We start from the raw sequence: 18,035 nt of genomic DNA on the forward strand, positions 1-18,035 counted from the left end.
ATGCTTGTCAGCCTCCCTTAAACTAACCTGATCGTGCATTGCTAACCCTTAACGACTTCAAGAAGACGGCCGTTACCTTTTCCTGCTGCCCTTTTCTTTCACGTTTGCAAATGATTTCCCGACAACATACTAAAAGAGATCCGAAACAACCCCTGCGTCTCGGACCTCTAGCGTTCTGGAGCCGACTGCCGGAATCGAACCGGCGACCCCTTCCTTACCATGGAAGTGCTCTGCCTGCTGAGCTAAGTCGGCTTAATGGTGGGGGGAGCAGGATTTGAACCTGCGAAGGCGTCCGCCGGCAGATTTACAGTCTGCTGCCTTTGACCACTTGGCTATCCCCCCAAAAGCCAACCCCATAAACCGGCTCGCGAAAATGATTATACAAGGACCTGGCGGTTTGTCAACTTCAAAACCTCTACATGGGCGAAATTACGGCATAACCGGTTCAAAGGAAAGGGGCGGCATCCCCACAGAAAAGCCAAAAGTCCAATCGCTACGATCATCATATAAAGCAAATACGTTCAAGTCAATAAGCCTGTTGGGAATATTAAGCCTTATTCCAACTTCCCAAATATCATCAAAGCTATTCCAATCGTCATCCATAGCGTAACCTACAGCACCAAAAAATTCAGGCTCAAACCTTGCAAACCAGCCTCTTATCAGGGCGCTCTTCAGGCCTACTCTGACCCAGGCCGTGTTATCCGCCATAACAGGATGTCCGTAACGACTTAACAGCTCTCCGTGACCTCCAAGGTAAGATGCCCAAGCAGGAGTGCTCGCATCCCCTTTCTCCAAACCTCCGGAAAAATTCAGGCTCAGCTTATCTCCAACGAAAAAAGAGGAATAAAAGTCCAAATGCCCAAGCAACGTCTCTCCTTCAGGATACCATAGCACTCCTTTGGCTTCAAAATATCCCTTTGATTTGTCTGTTGATTTATTCTTATAAAAAAGTTTGACCATTGGGCCCCAACGATGATCGTTTCCATCACCATCTATGTAATCGAAGGCGAACCCTCCGCTAAAGGGCAGTAAGTCTTCGTCGACCTTGCTGAATCCCAAATACAAAAACGACCTCTTCCAATCTACTTTTCCACTGTTTTCAGGAGAAATCTCCCAATCTTGAAAGGCCAGATCCGATTCGAAACGCCACGTGCCTCCCTCTTTCCCCATATAGCTAGCCCTCGCAAGAGTGTTCTCACCCAACCATAATTTCAAGTTTGCCTCATCGCCTATGTTCAGTACATCTCTTCCCGTATATTCGAGGCTAACCCACCTGTTGTAGGGGGACAGGTTTGTGCTGTAGCCATAGAATTTATATTCTTTAGGAGGTTTCCTTTGTACCACGAACTCGACGGTGACCTCTTCGTCATCTTCTAAAAGTTTATAGTCGGCTGTTGCCACACGATCATGCCTCAAAAGTTCCAAAAGGGCTTCATTAACTAGTGCCATATTCAGCGGCCTGCCTATCCACCATCTCTTTTCGTCAATAAAGGGTTTTTCTATATCGGGCAATCCGGTCAAGATCACGTCTTTGACGACGGGCTTTTCAGCGGAAGTGTAAGTTTCATCAACTTTATTGGCCGCAAGCAGCTTTATATTTTCTATCTTTTGAGCGGCGGCAACTGCGCCTCGCTCGATTATTCGAGACGCATTGGAGAAGTCCATCAAAGATATATCGTCTACGGAGGGGCTTATCACAAAATCCGAGTATTGCAGGTCCTCTTGGGCATTTTTTGCCGTCACTATGCCGACCGTTTGCCCCAACACATCCACTATCGAACGTATCTCCTCTTTGGCCACCAACTTTCCTGTAACATTTACAGCTACCACGGGATAATCGGGAAAAAGCTCTTTTGCCACTCTAACGGGCAAATTTGCCACCATACCGCCGTCGATGAGGAGCCTGCCCTCATAGGGCCACGGAGAAAATATACCCGGCAGGGCCATCGATGCCCTCATCGCAGAAGCGAGATTTCCCTTGGTTATTACAACCATGTCTCCGGTTTCAAGGTCCGTGGCGACGGCTACGAAGGGTATTGGCAATTTCATGAAATCGTAGGTTTCTGCTTTAGCCGTATATTTCAACATCTCCTCGTAAAGACCCTTGCCTTCCATGAGCCCCTTTCTTCCAGCAATTCGCCCTTCCTTATCGTAACCAATTCTGATTATCGACTTGCTCTGAGACGATGGCGTTTTGCCATCCCTTGAATCGGAGAACAATTCGTATATGTCCAATTCCTGAAAAATATTTGCCAGTTCGTCTCCATCGTATCCGGCAGCTGCCAAACCTCCAATTATCGCTCCCATGCTCGTTCCCACAATTCCGACTATTGGCACTCCCTCGTCTTGCAGGACTTTGATAACACCTATATGGGCCAATCCCTTAGCTCCCCCTCCGGAAAGGGCCAAGACAACTCCCTCATCAGCTGAAGCATCAGATTGTTTACAAAATAACATCACAGAAAGCAAAAAGATCATCAACAGCCTGGCTTTATTTTTTTTGAACATAATGTTAACCCCCAGGAAAAGTAGATTTTCTGTATTATTATATCTTTATTGTGCAATTAATACCCTATAAACACAAAAACCACAGAGTGAAGGGGGAGTTAAGATGGATTTAAAAGACAAGGTTGCTTTGGTCACGGGTGGAAGCAGGGGTATAGGCAAAGCAATTTGCATGGACCTGGCAGCCCATGGAGCACATATTGCTTTAACCTACAACACAAAGGAAGAACCGGCCCTGGAGACCGTCAGAGAAATCGAAAAAACGGGAAGAAAGGCACGTCATTACAGAGCAAACCTCTACGACAGGGCAGAAATAAGCGCTGTCGTTCAGCAAATCGTCGAGGACTTCGATACTATCAACATACTTGTAAACAACGCAGGTATAATAGGGGAAAACACGATATTACTGGAAATCGGCGAGGAAGAGTGGGACAGGGTGTTGAACTTGAACTTGAAAGGCGTATTTTTGCTCACTCAATGCGTGTTACCCTATATGATCGGCAATAGGATGGGTAAAATAGTTAATATAAGCAGCTTGGCGGGGAAAAACGGAGGGACCATGGGCGTCCATTATGCAGCGAGCAAGGCGGGGCTGATCGGCATGACCTTTCATCTAGCGAGAGAATTAATAGAACACAATATCGAGGTCAATGCCGTAGCGCCGGGACCTGTGGACACAGACCTTTTGACGCCCGAAGATAAATCCCGATTGGCTGCCCTTTCTCCAAACGGCAGATTGGCCTATCCAGAGGAAATTGCCCATGGAGTAAGGTTTTTGATAGAAAATGATTACGTAAACGGCGAAGTGTTGGACATCAATGCAGGCAGATATATGGATTAATAAAAACAAGATCATGTGGGGAAATATCAAAGATACCGAATCCCACTGTTGATCATGGGATGGATGAAAAAAATAAAAAACACAAAGGAGATATGACCATAGCCATGTTTCCCAAAAAGACTCTAGGAGTATTAGGTGGTATGGGGCCTCTTGCCTCCGCGGAATTCATGACGCTGCTGGCTAAATTGGCCCCTGCCGAATGCGATCAGGAACACCCAAAGGTAATTTTGCTTTCTTGGCCACAAATACCGGATAGGACCAAAGCCATATTGAGGGGAGGAGAAGATCCTTCGCCGTACTTGCTCGAAGGATTGCGCAAGCTTGCCGCCTGGGGGGCCGACCTGTTGGCCATCCCCTGCAATACAGCCCATTATTTTATAGATAGAATGGAAGCTGATTTGCCGANNACCTCCGGAACGATAAAGACGGAGCTTTACCAAAAACACGCCCAACGAATGGGAGTGCAGCTTTTGCTGCCCGAAAAAAGTTCGCAGGAACAAATCCAAAATTGTATCGAACTGGTAAAGAAAAACGATTTGCAAGGCGCGGGCTCTCTATTAAAGGATATCCTGTCCTCGCTGAGCAGGGAAAGGGATATCCCCTTTGTTGCAGCCTGTACTGAGATTCCCCTGGCTTTCAAGGCGATAGGCAAAGAAGGCCTGATGATTTCAAGCCTCGATGCCCTTGCTTTAAAATGTATTTCCGTTATTTACGATCAAAAGAGCCTTTGCTCTTAGAAGGGCAAAAAAAGAAGGGCAACGAATAAAATGACCACGAATATCAAGGCAAATATCAGGCGCAGATCTAAACCGACCTTCGCAAGGGATTGCGGTGTCTTGACTTTAATGTCTCCCGGCGCAATGAATCTGAAATAATCCTCCCTATCGTCGTCTTCAAGTATGCCGTGAATCTCGTATTGGCCATCCTTAAGCAATCGCACCATGAAGATCTGGCCTATAGCTTCGCTCTCATCTTTTGCGAGATATATCACATCTCCAGGATGAAGCTCCGATAATGGCGTCCCGTTAACAGCATCTATGACAGGATCGATCTCCAAAAGAGACGCATTCTCGTCTGAAGAAGTATCAACTGCATATGAACCCGTTTCGTCTACATTTTTGGTAACGCGATTTAAATACCTCGTTATCGCAGGATCCAGGGAGGTCAGGTTTACGCTCTTTTCCCTCAGCTCGGGCAAGGATAATTTGGCTATCTTGAAGGAAATGACGGGAATCGTCCTTCCTGTAGCTTCGCGAATCTTTTTCTCGTATTCTATCAATTTTTCCTTGGGTAAAAAGCTTTCGCTTACCGAGGCATTTTCGTTGCTTTGCAAAAATACGTTATAGGCATCGCTTGCCACCTCTGGCCACACTTTTCGCAGTTGCTGACTCGCATGTTGTGCCGCTATGAATTCCGCTTCGTTAACGGAAGCAGGCAAAGTTCCCGCCCCTTTGGACAATATGTTGGCCACTGTCGACCATTTTTCAATGGTAATACCCTTTGCCGAATAGGGCAAGGCGGCTTGAGATATCCATATCAGCTGGCTGTCCGGTCCTACAATCGCTGCAGCCAAGATGGTGATTTGATTACTAAAGGACATCGATGCCCATATAGCCACATAGTCTTTGCATTCCTTCATCAAGTATATGAACAAAGTCCGCGGATCCTCTTCGCCCACCTCCTGGAGGTATCTATCGATCAACTCCTCTATTTCTTCTTCTTTAAGGCCTAACATATAGGCCAACAGCCCCTTGGCATACCATTCGGTCATTTTCATCTTCTCCGTTATTTGAAATATTTAAGCATGAAGCCTTGCCTAACAGTTCAATTGTATTAAGATTAGACTAAATACATCGTATTTGGCAACGACAAAGGATCCTTAATTTATAAATTCATAAAGGCGGCCCTGTCATGATTAAAGACATTTTCTTTCTCTTCCTGAAGTCAAGTTTGCTTGCCCTAGGGGGAGGTTTCATCTTCATCGGCTTTATAGAGCTGGAGATAAAAAAGAAATCCTGGGATTCGCTGTGCGACATCCCTACCCTTATTGCCGTCAGCACATCCCTCCCCGGACCAATAATAACGAACCTATCATACTTGATCGGCAAAAGCTTAAAGGGCAGCATCGGAGGACTAACGGCAATATTAGGGGCAATACTGCCACCTTTCCTGATAATCTATTTTCTGGCCCCCCTATTAATGAATCAAGGAGCTTCGAATTACTTTGTGGCAACCTTTTTGCGAGGAGGGTTAATAGGCGTAATGGTCTTCGTCCTTTTAACCGCTTCCCGATGGATCTGCTCTGTCTACAAGATGGGCGCAGTCAGCTTTATAAGCTACGTCATCATGACCGCCCTAATGCTCATGGGGATTCACCCCCTTTTTGCTTTAAGCATCGGATTTATCGTAAATATATCATGGGGAGGGAAAAGGGACATTGAATGAACTGCTACTTCTTGCTCTGGCCTTTGGCAGGATTTCCTTGGGCAGTTTTGCCGGAGGATTGGCTTCCATCGCACTGATATATCACGAAATAGTAATACACTACCACTGGCTCTCTCCCGAGGAATTCGAACAAATGATAAGTTTGGCACAGATGTCACCCGGCCCAATCGCAGTCAACGCAGCAACCTATATCGGAAAAAGACTTGCCGGCCTGCCGGGAGCTGCAGTTGCAACGGCTTTCATGGTTGGAACGCCCATTATTTTGCTTTTAACAATAGCTTACACTATTAAATTCTTTCCCTTCGGCACAAAAACCAAACACAAAATAACTCAATCCCTGCGTCCGGGAGTTGCAGCCCTTCTTACAGCGAGCGCCCTGCGGCTCTTATCGTCATCCCTAGGGGAACCGATATATATACTATTGACGCCGCTGGCTCTGTTCTTGCTGCTTAAGTCAAAGGCGAAGGACCAACCCTCTCTGGCAATCATACTTTGCGGTGCATTGGCGGTCGCGACGGCGTTAGCTGCCAGGGCGTTATGGAATGTCTAGAATAAAGAGCCTAGCTTATGGCAAGGACCATATACAAAGTGCCTCCGTCTTTCAACCTGAAGGGCAGTGTAAAACATCTGGTCGAATCTCCTGCCGACGGAATGGATCTTATATGCTCTCCCACCAGCAGCTGCGGCGGGGTCAAATCTACACTTCCCATCTCGTTTAGCTTTATAAATGCCTGCCCGCTTGCCATGTTCGCCAGCTCCCCCAGCACGCTCATGGACAGCGCATCGCCCAGCTTTGGCGTTATAGCTCCGCCTGACATGGCAGACACTATTTCGTTAAAGCTTGCCTCATCTACCATAATTGCTACAGTGCCCCTTACCTTGGATGCGATAAAACCAACCAAGGCGGCTGCCCTGCTTCCCGAAACGCTCACTTCGGAGGTGATAGCAGCCTTATCGAGGGCTATATCTACACCCATGCTTTTGCATACCGATACCAGAGCCCCGGCAAATCCGTTGACGACTACCGAAAAAATTTTAGGATCCATGCGTTACCCCTCCATCGACGATCTTTTTCTCCATCCACCTTCTGGTCAGCGCCCAGGCAGCCAGGTCATCTATGTCCCTTCCGGGGACTAAAAGCGACAAAGGCCAAAGCCTGCGAAAACCCTTGGGCGGATGAATTATGTAATACATCTTTCTGGCTTGCAACGTTGAGAAGGATTCATCTACAACTTCGTATTCGATTTTCTTCCTGAGCAACCCGCGCTCTAGTTCCTCCGAAGCAGTGCCGCCGCCCAACAACACCAACTCTACGCCTTTGTCGACGAGCAGCGACACATCCCCCTCGCACCCGTAGGGAGCTAATTCAACCCAATTACCTTCAGACAGGGCAATCAAAAAGCTTTCAAATATTTTTTTGGGGATAATTCCCGAATAAAGTAGCTCGCCGTTTTCGTCTACAAAGGCAAAGCCAATTTTATCTCTTCCCGGATCCAAGCCAAGGTACATCACCTGTCACCCAAAGTAGAGGCCCATCGGGGATACAGCCAAAGCCACTGTTCGGGGTGCCTTGAAATCCATTCGGACAGGATATCATTGCACAATCGAACGTTTTCTTCAATAGGTCTGTCGTAAAAATCTTTCACCCTTTCCTCCAAAGAGGGCAAAAAGTAAAGGTCGTGATGAGTGTTATCCTTCCTTCGTACTATAAACAGGGGAACTATTGGCGATCGCATCTTCATGGCAAGCTTTACGGGCCCGTAGGGAGTGCTTGCCGGTTGTCCTAAAAAGGGAGCGATTATTCCCTTATCCTTTGCGTCTTGATCGAGCAAAACACCCAAGATATTTCCTTCCTGAAGGCACCTTATGGCACCCCTCAGGTCGAAACCCTTACCAATAGTCTCGACACCACAGGAGGCCCTAACATCGGATATCAACTTAGTGATACGAGCATCCCGCTGTTCGGCCCCTATAGCCCTCATCGGATAATCCTTGATCCCCAGATAGGCCGCTGCGAGCTCCCAATTGCCCAAATGTGCTGTGAGCAATATCACTCCCCTGCCGCAAGCCAGGGCATCATTAAGATTTTCTATGTCATGGACAGAAACTATTTCGTCTATTTTTTTGCCTATCTTCGACAAATTCAGAAATTCTACGACGCTTCTGCCCAAATTTATATACGATTTTGCGACGACCTCTCTGGCAACTTCGAGGCTACAGCCCAGAAATTTTGAACACCTGATGATGGCCTTTGAGGATTTGTCTTTATTTAAGCTGAAGACCATGCGCCCCATGCTGCCACCCAAAGACAGGGCTGCAGAATGGGGCAACAGCCGTGATTGCATGCTCAAATACTGTATGCCTAACCATATGAGCTCTTGAGTCATGAAAATTTAATCACCATCCATAGTTATGTTATCCGTAACATGTATAAATTATCTCAAAACGTGTCCTTCGGCATATCGGTATTTTCACAAAGGAGTGACTTGAAAGCTTCCGTAGACATACTGAAAAGTATAACCTAAAAACTTCTTAATTGTTCAAAATTTCCTGCAAAACATCCAGGGCTTTTCCAACCAGCTCCTTATCGGCCTGGCTTCCCATATGCCCTATCCTGAAAAGGCGTCCTTTAAGCGGGCCATAGCTCCCCCCCAAGACCACTCCTCTCTCCCTTAAGGAGCTATTAAGTATTTCCCAATTCCGATTTTCTGGCACACATACAGCAGTAACAGTGGGCGAAGAGTAGCGCTCTTCCCCGGCAAAGACTTTCAGGCCCATGTTTTTGAGCCTTTTCAAACAATAGTTTTTTACGTCCTCATGGCGTTTATACACGTTTTCCAGGCCTTCCCTTAAAAGCTTATCCGCTGCCTTAAACAAGGCTGCTACGGCATGCCAATTATGCGTATAGGGAAGCTCTTTTTTGCCTGGACCATCTCTCCAGGGCAGCAATGCGTCGTAACCTTCGTAATTTCTCGCCGCTATTGCATCCCAGGCCTTCTCGCTCACCGTAACGATGGCCAGATCTGGCGGGAGGCTGAGGGCTTTTTGGCTTCCAAGAAGGCCGAGATCTATATGCCAGTCGTCTACGAGCACCTCCGTTCCGCAAGCGCTCGAGACAAAATCCACATAAAACAGCGCACCTACTTCCTCGGCTATTTCACCTATGGGCTTGACCGGGTTTAAAACGCCGCTCGGCGTCTCGCAATGGACTGCAGTTATTATAAAGGGCCTGAAAGTCAGCGCCTCTTTTCTGATGACTTCCGGATCGGGTATGGAATCGTAATCGAAGGAAACTTCCCTTACTTCACACCCCAAAGATCTTGCCATCTGCGCTATCCCCTCGCCAAATATGCCGTTCGAGACGGCTAGCACCCTTTTGCCGGGGGATACAACGCTTTTTAAAGCTCCCCAGAGGGCCAGCATTCCCTCTCCTGACATTATGACCGCATCGCCCTTGGTGGAGAGGATATTTTTCATCAAATCTGCCGCCTTTCTGTAAAGCTCAAAAAAATCATCCTCTAGATCAGCACTCCCAAAATCGACGGTATAGACTTCCCTTATGTCCTTAGGCACCGAAACAGGTCCGGGAACCAAACCTATGGGATAGGTTTTCATTCCTTTCACTCCTAACTTAGTAAAATTTTCTATATATCATTGAACCTTCCCACTCAATTGGCTATAGCCTCTTTTGAACATTTTTATGCGAATCTGGACTGGAAATTCAAAACCGTAAAAGGAGGGCTTAAGCCCTCCTTTTACGGTTTATACTCTCGTACAGTACATTCAAGGAAATATTTTTCCTTCTCGCCCGCTCTAAATCCCAATTCAATAAAATAGCCTTAAAAAAATCCCTTTCTTTAAATATATAAGACCTCTTTCTCTCGCGAACCGCCCTGTAAAAGTGATGCAACAAAACGGCCTTGGGATCTTCTATCCGATCCGTAGGAAAAGGGCCTCGAAAGGCTAACCCCGAGGCCCTTCTAACGGCATCGTCATCAGCCAAAAGCCAGGCTTCAATCTTTCGCCTAGCGGGAACGAGGATTAGCCCCGGACTTTCCGATTCCAATATGAGGTTTTCATCCTTATCGTCTGCTTCGTCGTATATGGCTATCACGAAGTATCCCTTGGCATTCAAGATTCGCGCATGACGACACGCTTCCTTCAGGAGCCTGTTGACTCCCCCAAGTTGTCTTACCTTTGTTATTACATGGTCCGGGACAAGCTGTCTAACGATGCTTTTTACGACCAGTACATCATTTGCGCCTTCGCACAAAAAAGCCAGCTTTCCCGACATAGATCCTTCGTTGTTAAATGTTCCTCGCCACCTCGAAGGCATCCCATATGGTGAACATGAAGTTACGCACCTTCATGGCATCTCCTATGAGGTAGGAGTTCGGAAATTCCTTCCTCACCGAGTCGTAAAGCTTGTTTTCCTCCTTAAGGCCAATGGCAACGACGATGGTGTCGGCCTCAAACTCTGTCTTTCTAAAGTTTTTGTCCATCAACACAGCACCCTTGGAAGTAACCTCAGCTACGGTTGTGCCAGTTACGACCTTTACATTGTGGAAGCAGAGCAGGTCTAAAAGCATCTGTTTGTTGGCATGGCACAGCGGCATACCTGCCGACATCAGCTCATCCAGCATCTCAACTATCGTGACTGACTTGCCCTGTTGGGCCAGCCAAAGGGCCGTCTCACAACCAACGAGACCACCTCCGACGACCAATACGTTCTGTCCTGCCTTCGCCTTACCCAAGAGCAAGTCTTCTGCCTTTACGACGTTGTTATTATCAACGCCTGGAACGTTTAAGTCCCTGGGGCTTGAGCCCGTGGCCACGATAACTACATCGGGAGCTTCCTCTTGAAGCAGATCAAGCGTTACCGTCGTGTTGAGTTTCACGGTGACGCCTGCCCTTTGAAGCTCATTTTCGTACCACTTAAGCAGCCTTTCCTCGTCCTTCTTAAACTCGGGCACCGAGGCCTCGATGATATGGCCTCCGAGATGTCCTGACCTCTCAAATATCGTCACCTTATGTCCCCTTAAAGCAGCAACCCTAGCCGATTCCATACCGGCCAAGCCGCCGCCTACGACGGCAACCTTCTTAGGATTCGTTGTCGGGGTGATGGCTAATTCCTTTTCTCTGCCACAGGCGGGGTTGACCGCACAGGAAAGGGGTTTTCCCTCAAATATCCTGCCCAGACAGCCATCTTGACATCCCAAGCAGGGCCTGATCCTTTCTTCCTGGCCTGACTTTACCTTGTTTGGCCACTCGGGATCCGCGAGCAACCCTCTTCCCAAGACGATCACATCGGCAGTTTTTTCTTCCAAAGCTTGAGCGGCAAGGTCGGGCAGCTCCATCCTGCCGGCCATGAGCACGGGAACGCTTACCACCTTTTTTAACTCTCGAATCAGGTCTATGTAACAGCCGTGTTTCATATAGTTCGGCGGATGGGCCCAATACCATGCTTCATACGATCCCGCATCGGCGTTAAAAGCATCGTAACCGGCATCCTGTAGTATCCTGGCAGCTATTAAGCCTTCTTTAAGATCTCTGCCCTTTTCTTCAAAGTTCTCGCCAGGTAACCCTCCGCGGTTCCAACCCTTTATATAACTTTTTATGCTGAACCTCAAGACCACGGGAAAGTCCTTACCAACTCTAGACTTAATGGCCTTGACGATTTCAATGGGGAAAGTCAGCCTTCCTTCTAGATCGCCGCCATATTTGTCGGTCCTCCTATTGAAGAAGCTCATGGTGAACTGATCCAGAAGGTAGCCTTCATGCATGGCGTGTATCTCGATGCCATCGAAGCCGCAAGCCACGGCGATCTCTGCTGCTTCTGCAAACCTCTCGACCAGGCGTTCCACTTCCTCGGTCTTAAGCTCCCTGCATGTTACGTTGGGTTCCCAGTAGTTTGGAATGGCCGAAGGAGCTACCGGTTGACAGTCGAGCATGATTGGATGAGCATTATGGCCCAGACCGGCCGTAACTTGGACGAATATCTTCGATCCGTAGGCATGAACTCTTTCCGTAAGTTCCGAAGCCCTAGTGATGAAATGAAGCGGATTTAACGTTATGCAGGGAAAGGTGGGCATTTTCAGCTTTTCTATCTCGTTTTCAACCTTAACCGCTCCCGTTATGATAAGCCCGGTACCGCCACGAGCCCGTTCGACGTAGTATTCGACGGCTCTGTCTGCAAAACAGCCATCCTCGGTAACCAAGCCAATGATTCCCATGGGAGCCATGGCAATCCTATTTGGCATTACCGCACTTCCTATTCTGATGGGCTCAAACAGCTTTTCTTGACCCTTCTGCATTTTCGATGACACCTCCTTATTTATGTCTATCTCCTCATGCGCTAGCTATAATATATTATATCACGCCCTGAAAGCCGCGTTATTAATACGCCGTGGTATATTAACCATAACTTTGGGCATAAAATAACAAAGAGGTCGACTGCTTTGGCAAGATATCGATAAAAACAAATTTATGTTATATTATCGAACGGTCGCAAAGAAACCCACATAAAGTGCAAGGGGGGTGTGATTTAACATGACACGTAGAGTTGGCACGATAGCTAGAGGGATCAGGGCACCTTTGGCCAAAGCTGGAGATGACGTGATCTCATTAGTGATAGATTCCATAAAGAGGGCGTGTAAAGATGAGGGCTTTTCGCTGCGAAACAGGGATGTCATAGGCATTACCGAATCATTGGTCGCCAGAACGCAGGGAAACTATGCCACTATATACCACATAGCTGCCGACATTTCACAAAAGACATCTGCCGAGGAAATAGCAGTTCTTTTTCCCATAATAAGTCGGAACAGGTTCTCTTTAATCCTCAAAGGCATTGCTTTGACCGGAAAAACTATACATCTTTTTTTAAATTATCCCAACGACGAGGTTGGCAATCCCGTAATGGACAGGGACGTCCTTTACGATAAAGACATAAATCCCTACACCGATTTATTAGACGAAAAAGACTATCGAACCATACCCGGGCTCGCCATTATTCATCCCTTTACAGGAGTCGATTACGTTGAGCTTTACAAAAGCCTGGCCCCTAAAGGCAAAGTGAATATATATTTTTCGAACGACCCGAAGGTGGCTTTGAACTACTCAAGCGAAATCTTGGTCGCAAACATCCATGAAAGATCTTGGACGAAAAAAATCCTTTCCAAAGCCGGCGCCAAGAGGGTTCTCGGATTAGACGACCTGCTTACCGAACCCGTGAACGGGAGCGGCTATAACCCCGAGTACGGCTTGCTCGGATCCAACATGGCCTCTGAAGACAAGGTCAAACTTTTTCCACGAAACTGCCAGGAAATCTGCGAAAAAATACAGTCCGAGCTTAAAAACATCTTTGGCGTAGAAGTGGAGGTAATGATTTACGGCGATGGAGCTTTCAAGGACCCCAAGACCGGCATATGGGAGCTTGCCGATCCCGTGGTCTCTCCCGGCTTCACCCAAGGCCTGACGGGAACACCTAAAGAGATCAAATTAAAATATGTAATCGACAAAGAGCTGGAGGGAAGTAGAAGCGCCCTCGAAGAATCCGTCAAAGAGCGTATTCTCAAGAAGAAAGAGCTTGGCATAGATACAAACGAGACTTTGGGCACCACTCCCCGCATGTACACCGATCTTCTCGGAAGCTTGTGCGACCTGACCAGCGGAAGCGGAGACAAGGGAACGCCCATAGTGTTAGTACAGGGATACTTCGACGATTATACGGCCGAATGGTAATACAATTTTGCAACAATGTTGCGTTTTTTTAAAAGATATCTATACTTGACATGGATGCACCCCTAATCGCATGGCTAAATCAACCCGGGCATCCTAATATATTCCATGGGAGGTATTTTCCATGTCGTACAGAATCAGACAATTGCTTGCAATCGTCATCGGAGCAGTCCTTATTCTGTCCTTTAATGCCGTCAATTCCGCTCCGGCCGCCCAAGAAGACATAGTAGCCGTTGCCTCGAGCATTCATGAGTGCATCAAGGATTTGGCGTCCGAATTCGAATCCGAAAAGATGGGAAGGACTCCTAAAATAGTTGCCGGCGCCTCAGGCAAGCTCGCGTCTCAAATAATGGCAGGGGCTCCTTTTGGCTTATATCTGCCCGCGAGTCCTGAATGGACTGAAAAGCTTCTAAAAGAAGGCTTTTTGTTCGATGTATTTCCCGTGGCTTCATCTTTCCTTGTGGCATGGTGGGCGAAGGACGAGCCTATTTCGACGGATACTTTAAAGAAAAAGGATGTCCGCATATCCATCGCCGACACGAAAGCTGCGCCCTTCGGCAAAGCCGCTGCACATTATCTGCAATCTCAGGGCATTTACGATGAGCTGTTAGAGGAAAAAAGACTTGTGATAACGGGCAATGTGGAACAGGCTGCGCTGGCCGTCAAAAGCGGAGGAGCAGATATAGGGATGTTCTCCTTATCGATCGCAAAAAAGCTGAACAAAGGAAGATATACCGTGCTGCCCGTGGAACCATTGCAAAACAGCGGTGGCCTGGTCAAGGAAAGATATTCGGAGAACCTCAAGGCCTTTTGGGAGTACATAAGATCCGAAAGGGCCAACGAAACATGGATCAAATGGGGTTTTGAGCCAGTGCAAGGGAAATGATTCCGTCTCTTTTAGTAAGCTTAAAAGTGTTAGCGGCCGATATCCCTCTGCTGTTTTTTTTAGGAACGTCGATCGGCTGGATCTTGGCAAAAAAGAACTTCAGGGGGAAGAACTTGGTTTACGACCTCATTATATTACCGATCGCTCTCCCCCCTTCCGTTGTAGGTCTATACCTTCTCATGGCGTTGGGACGTATCCCGTATCTGAAAGAGGCAAATATACTTTTTTCCTTTACCGCTGCCGTCATAGCTCCTCTTTTTCCCGCCCTTCCCATAATGATACAGGCCGCTAAATCGGGTTTCAGCTCTGTAGACGAAAAGCTGGAAGCGGCAGCCCGCACTCTTGGCGACAGCGAATTCGAGGTGTTTCGGAGGGTAACCTTCCCCCTGGCTAAACCTTACATAATCGGAGGACTTGCCCTATCCTCCATGAGAGCTCTTGGGGAATTCGGCGTAACCTTAATGATAGCGGGGAATATACCAGGAAGGACCCAGACTTTGCCGCTTTTCATATATAGCAGCGTCGAATCCATGAGTTTTTTTGAGGCAAATATTGCAGCCATCTTGCTGACGGCATTGGGAATTGCCAGCCTATTAATTGTAAAGAGGGCGGGAGGTAAGGCGTGAAAGATTGTTTAGAGGCTACATTCTTCAAAAGATTAGGCAATTTTAGTCTTGATGTTTCACTCAGACTCAAAGAGGAGATCGGAGTACTCTTCGGCCCCAGCGGTGCCGGGAAGAGCCAAACCCTGAAAATACTGGCAGGCATAGTAAAGCCCGACAAAGGGCGCATAAGCCTCATGGATCGCCTTTTATACGACTCTTCCTCTTCCGTCTTTATAAGGGCGGCAAAGAGAAAGATCGGGTTGGTATTTCAGGAGCTTGCCCTGTTTCCCCATCTGACGGTCTTGGAAAATGTCGCATATGGCCTAAAGGGGCCGAATAGGTGGCACTTGGCAAAAAGTTGGCTAGATGCCATGAGGCTCGAGGGGTTTTACGACAGAATGCCCGATCAACTATCCGGCGGACAGAGGCAACGCGTTGCGCTGGCAAGGGCCTTGGCGCCAAAACCTGATCTTTTGCTCTTAGACGAACCCTTCAGCGCCCTCGAAGGACCGTTGCGTCGGGCGTTGAGAAGAGAGCTGAAAAAGCTTTTCGAAAGGGTCAAAACTCCAATTCTATACGTGACCCACGACATCGAGGACGTCTGCTCTCTGGCGAACAGGGTCTTTATCATGCGCGACGGATCGATAATGGCCGACCTCGAGGCAAGCAAGCTCTGGGACCCTTTAAGTCAAGCTAACATTTGGCATTCCCTAGGATGGGGAACTTTAATACGAGGCGAAATAGCAATCGATGACGGCTATCACTGGTTCACATGGCAAAAGGGGAGGCTGAGGCTCTCGCCCTCTAAAGAGTTGACCGCAGGTAAGGCGACGGTTTTCATCCCTCCCGACCAGATAAAACTCATTTATCCCAATCTTCCCGTGGATCATGAACTGCAACCTAACACACAGGAGGGAACGATAGTGGAGAAAATGGAGATAAACGGATCCGTCAGACTCTATATCTTCGGAGCTGATGTAGAGTGGCATGCGGAGTTCTCAAAAGATTCATACCTAACCCTAAACCTGCGGGAGGGACATCCCATATTATTCAGCATCCAACCTTCGAGCATAACGGTATTGACGGATGAGGAGTGTTGTTCTGCAAACTAATCGATAGCCCCTCGTGAAGTGCCTTAAGATACATGGCCCTTCTCGAATGCAAAGTTTGTGATAGAATGGAAACATAACTTCCGGGGGAGTCGGGTAACCGACTGAGAGGAAGCTTTTGACAGCTTCGACCCTTAGAACCTGATCCGGGTCATGCCGGCGGAGGGAAGGTAAAAAATTTTGCAATATCAATTTATTAAAGCGCAGCCTTTCCCTGTATGCCGACTGATCCTAAAAGAGGAGGTCGGCAATTTTTGTTGAAGGTTTGCGGTATCACAAAGATCTATCCGAACCTGACGGTGTTCAGGAATATAAATTTTTCCACCGAACGTGGAAACTTTGGCGTCTTTCTTGGCCCCTCGGGGTGCGGTAAAAGCACTCTATTCAGAGTCATAGCAGGGATAGAAGGAAGAGACAGCGGCCATATCGAATGGAAGGGCGTGAAAGTTAGCGATCTGAAGGACGAAGCCGCTATAATGCTGCAAAAGGACCTGCTTTTGCCCTGGTCCACCCTTTTGGATAACGTCTTGATCCCTGCAAAAGTCCTGGGCAAAGACCTTCAAAGGGAACGCAATAAGGCCATCGGCCTCCTGTCCCGTTTCGGCCTGTCTGGATTTGAAGATTACTTTCCCTATCAAGTCTCGGGAGGAATGCGCCAAAGGGCGGCACTGGTAAGAACTCTTCTCTTCGACAGAGAAATACTGCTCCTCGATGAACCTCTATCTGCCCTGGATGCCCTCACCAGGAGGTTACTGCAGAAAGAAATCCTTCGCATCCAGCTCGAGTTTGAAAAGACCGTATTGATGATTACTCACGACATCAAAGAGGCCCTCCTCCTCGCCGACAGGATATTTTTGTTGTCTCATCTGCCCACAGGAATCATCAAAGAAATAGACATGAGAGATATGCCTAAACCCAGACAAAGTCTGGGGCCAAAGTTGGCCGCTATGGAAGAGGAAATATTCTCTATATTGAGAGGTGAGCTGGTAGATGCATAGGAAGGCTCCCTTTCTTTTGATAACCTCCATCTTGGTCATATGGGAACTCTTGGTACGCCTTCTCGACGTACCCAAATTCATACTTCCCCCTCCCTCAATCGTCCTACAGACAACTTTATTGCAGGCTCCTCTTTTAGCCGGCCATGCTCTCGTAACAGCCCTAGAGATTGGCCTGGGCTTATGTTTAAGCCTTGCCATATCGCTGCCGCTTTCGATCGTCATGTTCAAACATCCTTCCATAGATGCCGCCTTAACGCCATTCCTGGTCGCCTCTCAGGCGATCCCCGTGTTTGCCGTGGCACCTCTTTTGGTCGTTTGGTTCGGCTATGGTCTTTTGAGCAAAATAGTCATGGCAACGATAGTGATCTTTTTCCCCCTTACGGTCTCCACATATTCCGGCTTTAAACAGGTCGATCCTGATCTGGAGATCGTCTTCGACCTCCTCGATGCCCCATTCCGAAAAAAGATGAGGCTTCTCTACTGGCCCGCTGCTCTGCCATCCTTTTTTTCAGGACTTAAGGTTGCAGTGGCAGTGGCCACCATCGGAGCGGTTCTGGGAGAATGGGTGGGAGCTCAAAGGGGGTTAGGATATTTGATGATTCAAATGAACGCAAGGTTGCGGACCGATATGCTTTTCGCCGCACTGGTTTGGCTAAGTTTGATGGGCATGGGGCTTTGGCTGTTGGTCAGCAGATTGGAGAAACGCTTTCTTTTCTGGCTTAACACCAAGGAATGACTGATTCGAGACATAGGCTCCATTAGGTAACTGTAAATACATAATTATTCATGAATAGGAGGTTGTAAAAATGAAACGGATGTGTTTGACATTTTTGTTGATCTTGGCTCTTGCGGTCCCGGCGATGGGAAAGGAAATTACCCTGGTCCTGGACTGGTTTCCCAACGTGGACC

The 18,035-nt window shown here is 47.7% G+C and carries 18 protein-coding genes, 2 tRNA genes and 1 riboswitch; of the genes, 10 read left to right on the top strand and 10 right to left on the bottom strand.

What is annotated here, in order from left to right:
• Positions 1 to 176: 176 nt before the first annotated feature.
• The 3 genes from B3N34_RS00030 to B3N34_RS00040 all read right to left on the bottom strand — a co-directional run bounded on the left by B3N34_RS00030 (position 177) and on the right by B3N34_RS00040 (position 2,508).
• Positions 177 to 252: transfer RNA gene (locus B3N34_RS00030), tRNA-Thr, on the bottom strand.
• A 4-nt stretch (positions 253 to 256) separates the two neighbouring features.
• A tRNA-Tyr gene (locus B3N34_RS00035) sits at positions 257 to 342 on the bottom strand.
• A gap of 87 nt (positions 343 to 429) precedes the next feature.
• Entirely contained in the window at positions 430 to 2,508 is a 2,079-nt protein-coding gene (locus tag B3N34_RS00040) for a patatin-like phospholipase family protein (RefSeq protein ID WP_286973674.1), read from the bottom strand.
• Positions 2,509 to 2,611: 103 nt separating this feature from the next.
• Here B3N34_RS00040 and B3N34_RS00045 point away from each other — a divergent pair, with 103 nt between their 5' ends.
• A complete protein-coding gene (locus B3N34_RS00045; RefSeq protein WP_286973675.1) occupies positions 2,612 to 3,346 on the top strand; it encodes an SDR family NAD(P)-dependent oxidoreductase in 735 nt (244 codons plus the stop codon).
• 140 nt (positions 3,347 to 3,486) lie between these two features.
• Positions 3,487 to 4,083 (top strand): aspartate/glutamate racemase family protein, encoded by a 597-nt coding sequence (locus B3N34_RS00050; RefSeq protein ID WP_422652823.1) that lies wholly within the window; start codon positions 3,487 to 3,489, stop codon positions 4,081 to 4,083.
• On the opposite strand, the gene B3N34_RS00055 is transcribed toward B3N34_RS00050, so the two are convergent.
• On the bottom strand, positions 4,080 to 5,117 hold the full coding sequence (locus tag B3N34_RS00055) for a hypothetical protein (protein ID WP_286973680.1): 1,038 nt from the start codon (positions 5,115 to 5,117) through the stop codon (positions 4,080 to 4,082). The two genes, B3N34_RS00050 and B3N34_RS00055, sit on opposite strands and share 4 nt — an antisense overlap.
• Positions 5,118 to 5,257: 140 nt before the next feature.
• Between B3N34_RS00055 and B3N34_RS00060 the strand changes: the two genes are divergently transcribed.
• On the top strand, positions 5,258 to 5,791 hold the full coding sequence (locus B3N34_RS00060) for a chromate transporter (RefSeq protein WP_286973682.1): 534 nt from the start codon (positions 5,258 to 5,260) through the stop codon (positions 5,789 to 5,791).
• Positions 5,784 to 6,341 carry a chromate transporter gene (locus tag B3N34_RS00065; RefSeq protein WP_286973684.1) on the top strand — a complete coding sequence of 186 codons (558 nt, stop codon included), beginning with the start codon at positions 5,784 to 5,786 and terminating at the stop codon, positions 6,339 to 6,341. The genes B3N34_RS00060 and B3N34_RS00065 overlap by 8 nt, the downstream gene beginning before the upstream one ends.
• A gap of 10 nt (positions 6,342 to 6,351) precedes the next feature.
• Here B3N34_RS00065 and B3N34_RS00070 read toward each other — a convergent pair whose 3' ends face one another.
• From B3N34_RS00070 to B3N34_RS00095, 6 genes are all read right to left on the bottom strand, one after another.
• Entirely contained in the window at positions 6,352 to 6,837 is a 486-nt protein-coding gene (locus B3N34_RS00070; protein WP_286973685.1) for a chemotaxis protein CheX, read from the bottom strand.
• On the bottom strand, positions 6,827 to 7,300 hold the full coding sequence (locus B3N34_RS00075) for an endonuclease (protein WP_286973686.1): 474 nt from the start codon (positions 7,298 to 7,300) through the stop codon (positions 6,827 to 6,829). Before B3N34_RS00075 ends, B3N34_RS00070 begins: the two co-directional genes overlap by 11 nt.
• A complete protein-coding gene (locus B3N34_RS00080) occupies positions 7,300 to 8,178 on the bottom strand; it encodes a lysophospholipid acyltransferase family protein (RefSeq protein WP_286973687.1) in 879 nt (292 codons plus the stop codon). Before B3N34_RS00080 ends, B3N34_RS00075 begins: the two co-directional genes overlap by 1 nt.
• 145 nt (positions 8,179 to 8,323) lie before the next feature.
• On the bottom strand, positions 8,324 to 9,406 hold the full coding sequence (locus tag B3N34_RS00085) for a pyridoxal-phosphate-dependent aminotransferase family protein (RefSeq protein ID WP_286973690.1): 1,083 nt from the start codon (positions 9,404 to 9,406) through the stop codon (positions 8,324 to 8,326).
• 127 nt (positions 9,407 to 9,533) lie between these two features.
• Positions 9,534 to 10,085, bottom strand: coding sequence for a hypothetical protein (locus B3N34_RS00090; protein ID WP_286973692.1), 552 nt, complete (start codon positions 10,083 to 10,085; stop codon positions 9,534 to 9,536).
• Positions 10,086 to 10,098: 13 nt separating this feature from the next.
• A complete protein-coding gene (locus B3N34_RS00095; RefSeq protein WP_286973695.1) occupies positions 10,099 to 12,105 on the bottom strand; it encodes an FAD-dependent oxidoreductase in 2,007 nt (668 codons plus the stop codon).
• 235 nt (positions 12,106 to 12,340) lie between these two features.
• Between B3N34_RS00095 and B3N34_RS00100 the strand changes: the two genes are divergently transcribed.
• From B3N34_RS00100 to B3N34_RS00125, 6 genes are all read left to right on the top strand, one after another.
• Positions 12,341 to 13,531 carry a coenzyme F420-0:L-glutamate ligase gene (locus tag B3N34_RS00100; RefSeq protein WP_286973698.1) on the top strand — a complete coding sequence of 397 codons (1,191 nt, stop codon included), beginning with the start codon at positions 12,341 to 12,343 and terminating at the stop codon, positions 13,529 to 13,531.
• 121 nt (positions 13,532 to 13,652) lie between these two features.
• On the top strand, positions 13,653 to 14,414 hold the full coding sequence (modA, locus tag B3N34_RS00105) for a molybdate ABC transporter substrate-binding protein (protein WP_286973700.1): 762 nt from the start codon (positions 13,653 to 13,655) through the stop codon (positions 14,412 to 14,414).
• Positions 14,411 to 15,040 carry a molybdate ABC transporter permease subunit gene (gene modB / locus B3N34_RS00110; protein ID WP_286973702.1) on the top strand — a complete coding sequence of 210 codons (630 nt, stop codon included), beginning with the start codon at positions 14,411 to 14,413 and terminating at the stop codon, positions 15,038 to 15,040. The genes modA and modB overlap by 4 nt, the downstream gene beginning before the upstream one ends.
• Entirely contained in the window at positions 15,037 to 16,131 is a 1,095-nt protein-coding gene (locus tag B3N34_RS00115; protein WP_286973705.1) for an ABC transporter ATP-binding protein, read from the top strand. The genes modB and B3N34_RS00115 overlap by 4 nt, the downstream gene beginning before the upstream one ends.
• Positions 16,132 to 16,203: 72 nt before the next feature.
• Positions 16,204 to 16,314: riboswitch (TPP riboswitch) on the top strand.
• A gap of 68 nt (positions 16,315 to 16,382) precedes the next feature.
• Positions 16,383 to 17,126 carry an ABC transporter ATP-binding protein gene (locus tag B3N34_RS00120; RefSeq protein WP_286973706.1) on the top strand — a complete coding sequence of 248 codons (744 nt, stop codon included), beginning with the start codon at positions 16,383 to 16,385 and terminating at the stop codon, positions 17,124 to 17,126.
• Complete coding sequence (locus B3N34_RS00125; RefSeq protein WP_286973710.1) at positions 17,119 to 17,862, top strand: ABC transporter permease; 744 nt, start codon at positions 17,119 to 17,121, stop codon at positions 17,860 to 17,862. The genes B3N34_RS00120 and B3N34_RS00125 overlap by 8 nt, the downstream gene beginning before the upstream one ends.
• The last annotated feature ends 173 nt before the right edge of the window (positions 17,863 to 18,035 follow it).

The organism is Acetomicrobium sp. UBA5826 (assembly GCF_002433005.1).
Lineage (GTDB): Bacteria > Synergistota > Synergistia > Synergistales > Acetomicrobiaceae > Acetomicrobium.

Excerpts from the sequence above, each read along its gene's own strand:
- B3N34_RS00055 (WP_286973680.1), bottom strand. The coding sequence starts at position 5,117 with ATGACCGAATGGTATGCCAAGGGGCTGTTGGCCTATATGTTAGGCCTT.
- B3N34_RS00090 (WP_286973692.1), bottom strand. The coding sequence starts at position 10,085 with ATGTCGGGAAAGCTGGCTTTTTTGTGCGAAGGCGCAAATGATGTACTG.
- modB (WP_286973702.1), top strand. The coding sequence starts at position 14,411 with ATGATTCCGTCTCTTTTAGTAAGCTTAAAAGTGTTAGCGGCCGATATC.
- B3N34_RS00040 (WP_286973674.1), bottom strand. The coding sequence starts at position 2,508 with ATGTTCAAAAAAAATAAAGCCAGGCTGTTGATGATCTTTTTGCTTTCT.
- B3N34_RS00125 (WP_286973710.1), top strand. The coding sequence starts at position 17,119 with ATGCATAGGAAGGCTCCCTTTCTTTTGATAACCTCCATCTTGGTCATA.
- B3N34_RS00095 (WP_286973695.1), bottom strand. The coding sequence starts at position 12,105 with ATGCAGAAGGGTCAAGAAAAGCTGTTTGAGCCCATCAGAATAGGAAGT.
- B3N34_RS00100 (WP_286973698.1), top strand. The coding sequence starts at position 12,341 with ATGACACGTAGAGTTGGCACGATAGCTAGAGGGATCAGGGCACCTTTG.
- modA (WP_286973700.1), top strand. The coding sequence starts at position 13,653 with ATGTCGTACAGAATCAGACAATTGCTTGCAATCGTCATCGGAGCAGTC.
- B3N34_RS00080 (WP_286973687.1), bottom strand. The coding sequence starts at position 8,178 with ATGACTCAAGAGCTCATATGGTTAGGCATACAGTATTTGAGCATGCAA.
- B3N34_RS00085 (WP_286973690.1), bottom strand. The coding sequence starts at position 9,406 with ATGAAAACCTATCCCATAGGTTTGGTTCCCGGACCTGTTTCGGTGCCT.
- B3N34_RS00060 (WP_286973682.1), top strand. The coding sequence starts at position 5,258 with ATGATTAAAGACATTTTCTTTCTCTTCCTGAAGTCAAGTTTGCTTGCC.
- B3N34_RS00075 (WP_286973686.1), bottom strand. The coding sequence starts at position 7,300 with ATGTACCTTGGCTTGGATCCGGGAAGAGATAAAATTGGCTTTGCCTTT.
- B3N34_RS00045 (WP_286973675.1), top strand. The coding sequence starts at position 2,612 with ATGGATTTAAAAGACAAGGTTGCTTTGGTCACGGGTGGAAGCAGGGGT.
- B3N34_RS00070 (WP_286973685.1), bottom strand. The coding sequence starts at position 6,837 with ATGGATCCTAAAATTTTTTCGGTAGTCGTCAACGGATTTGCCGGGGCT.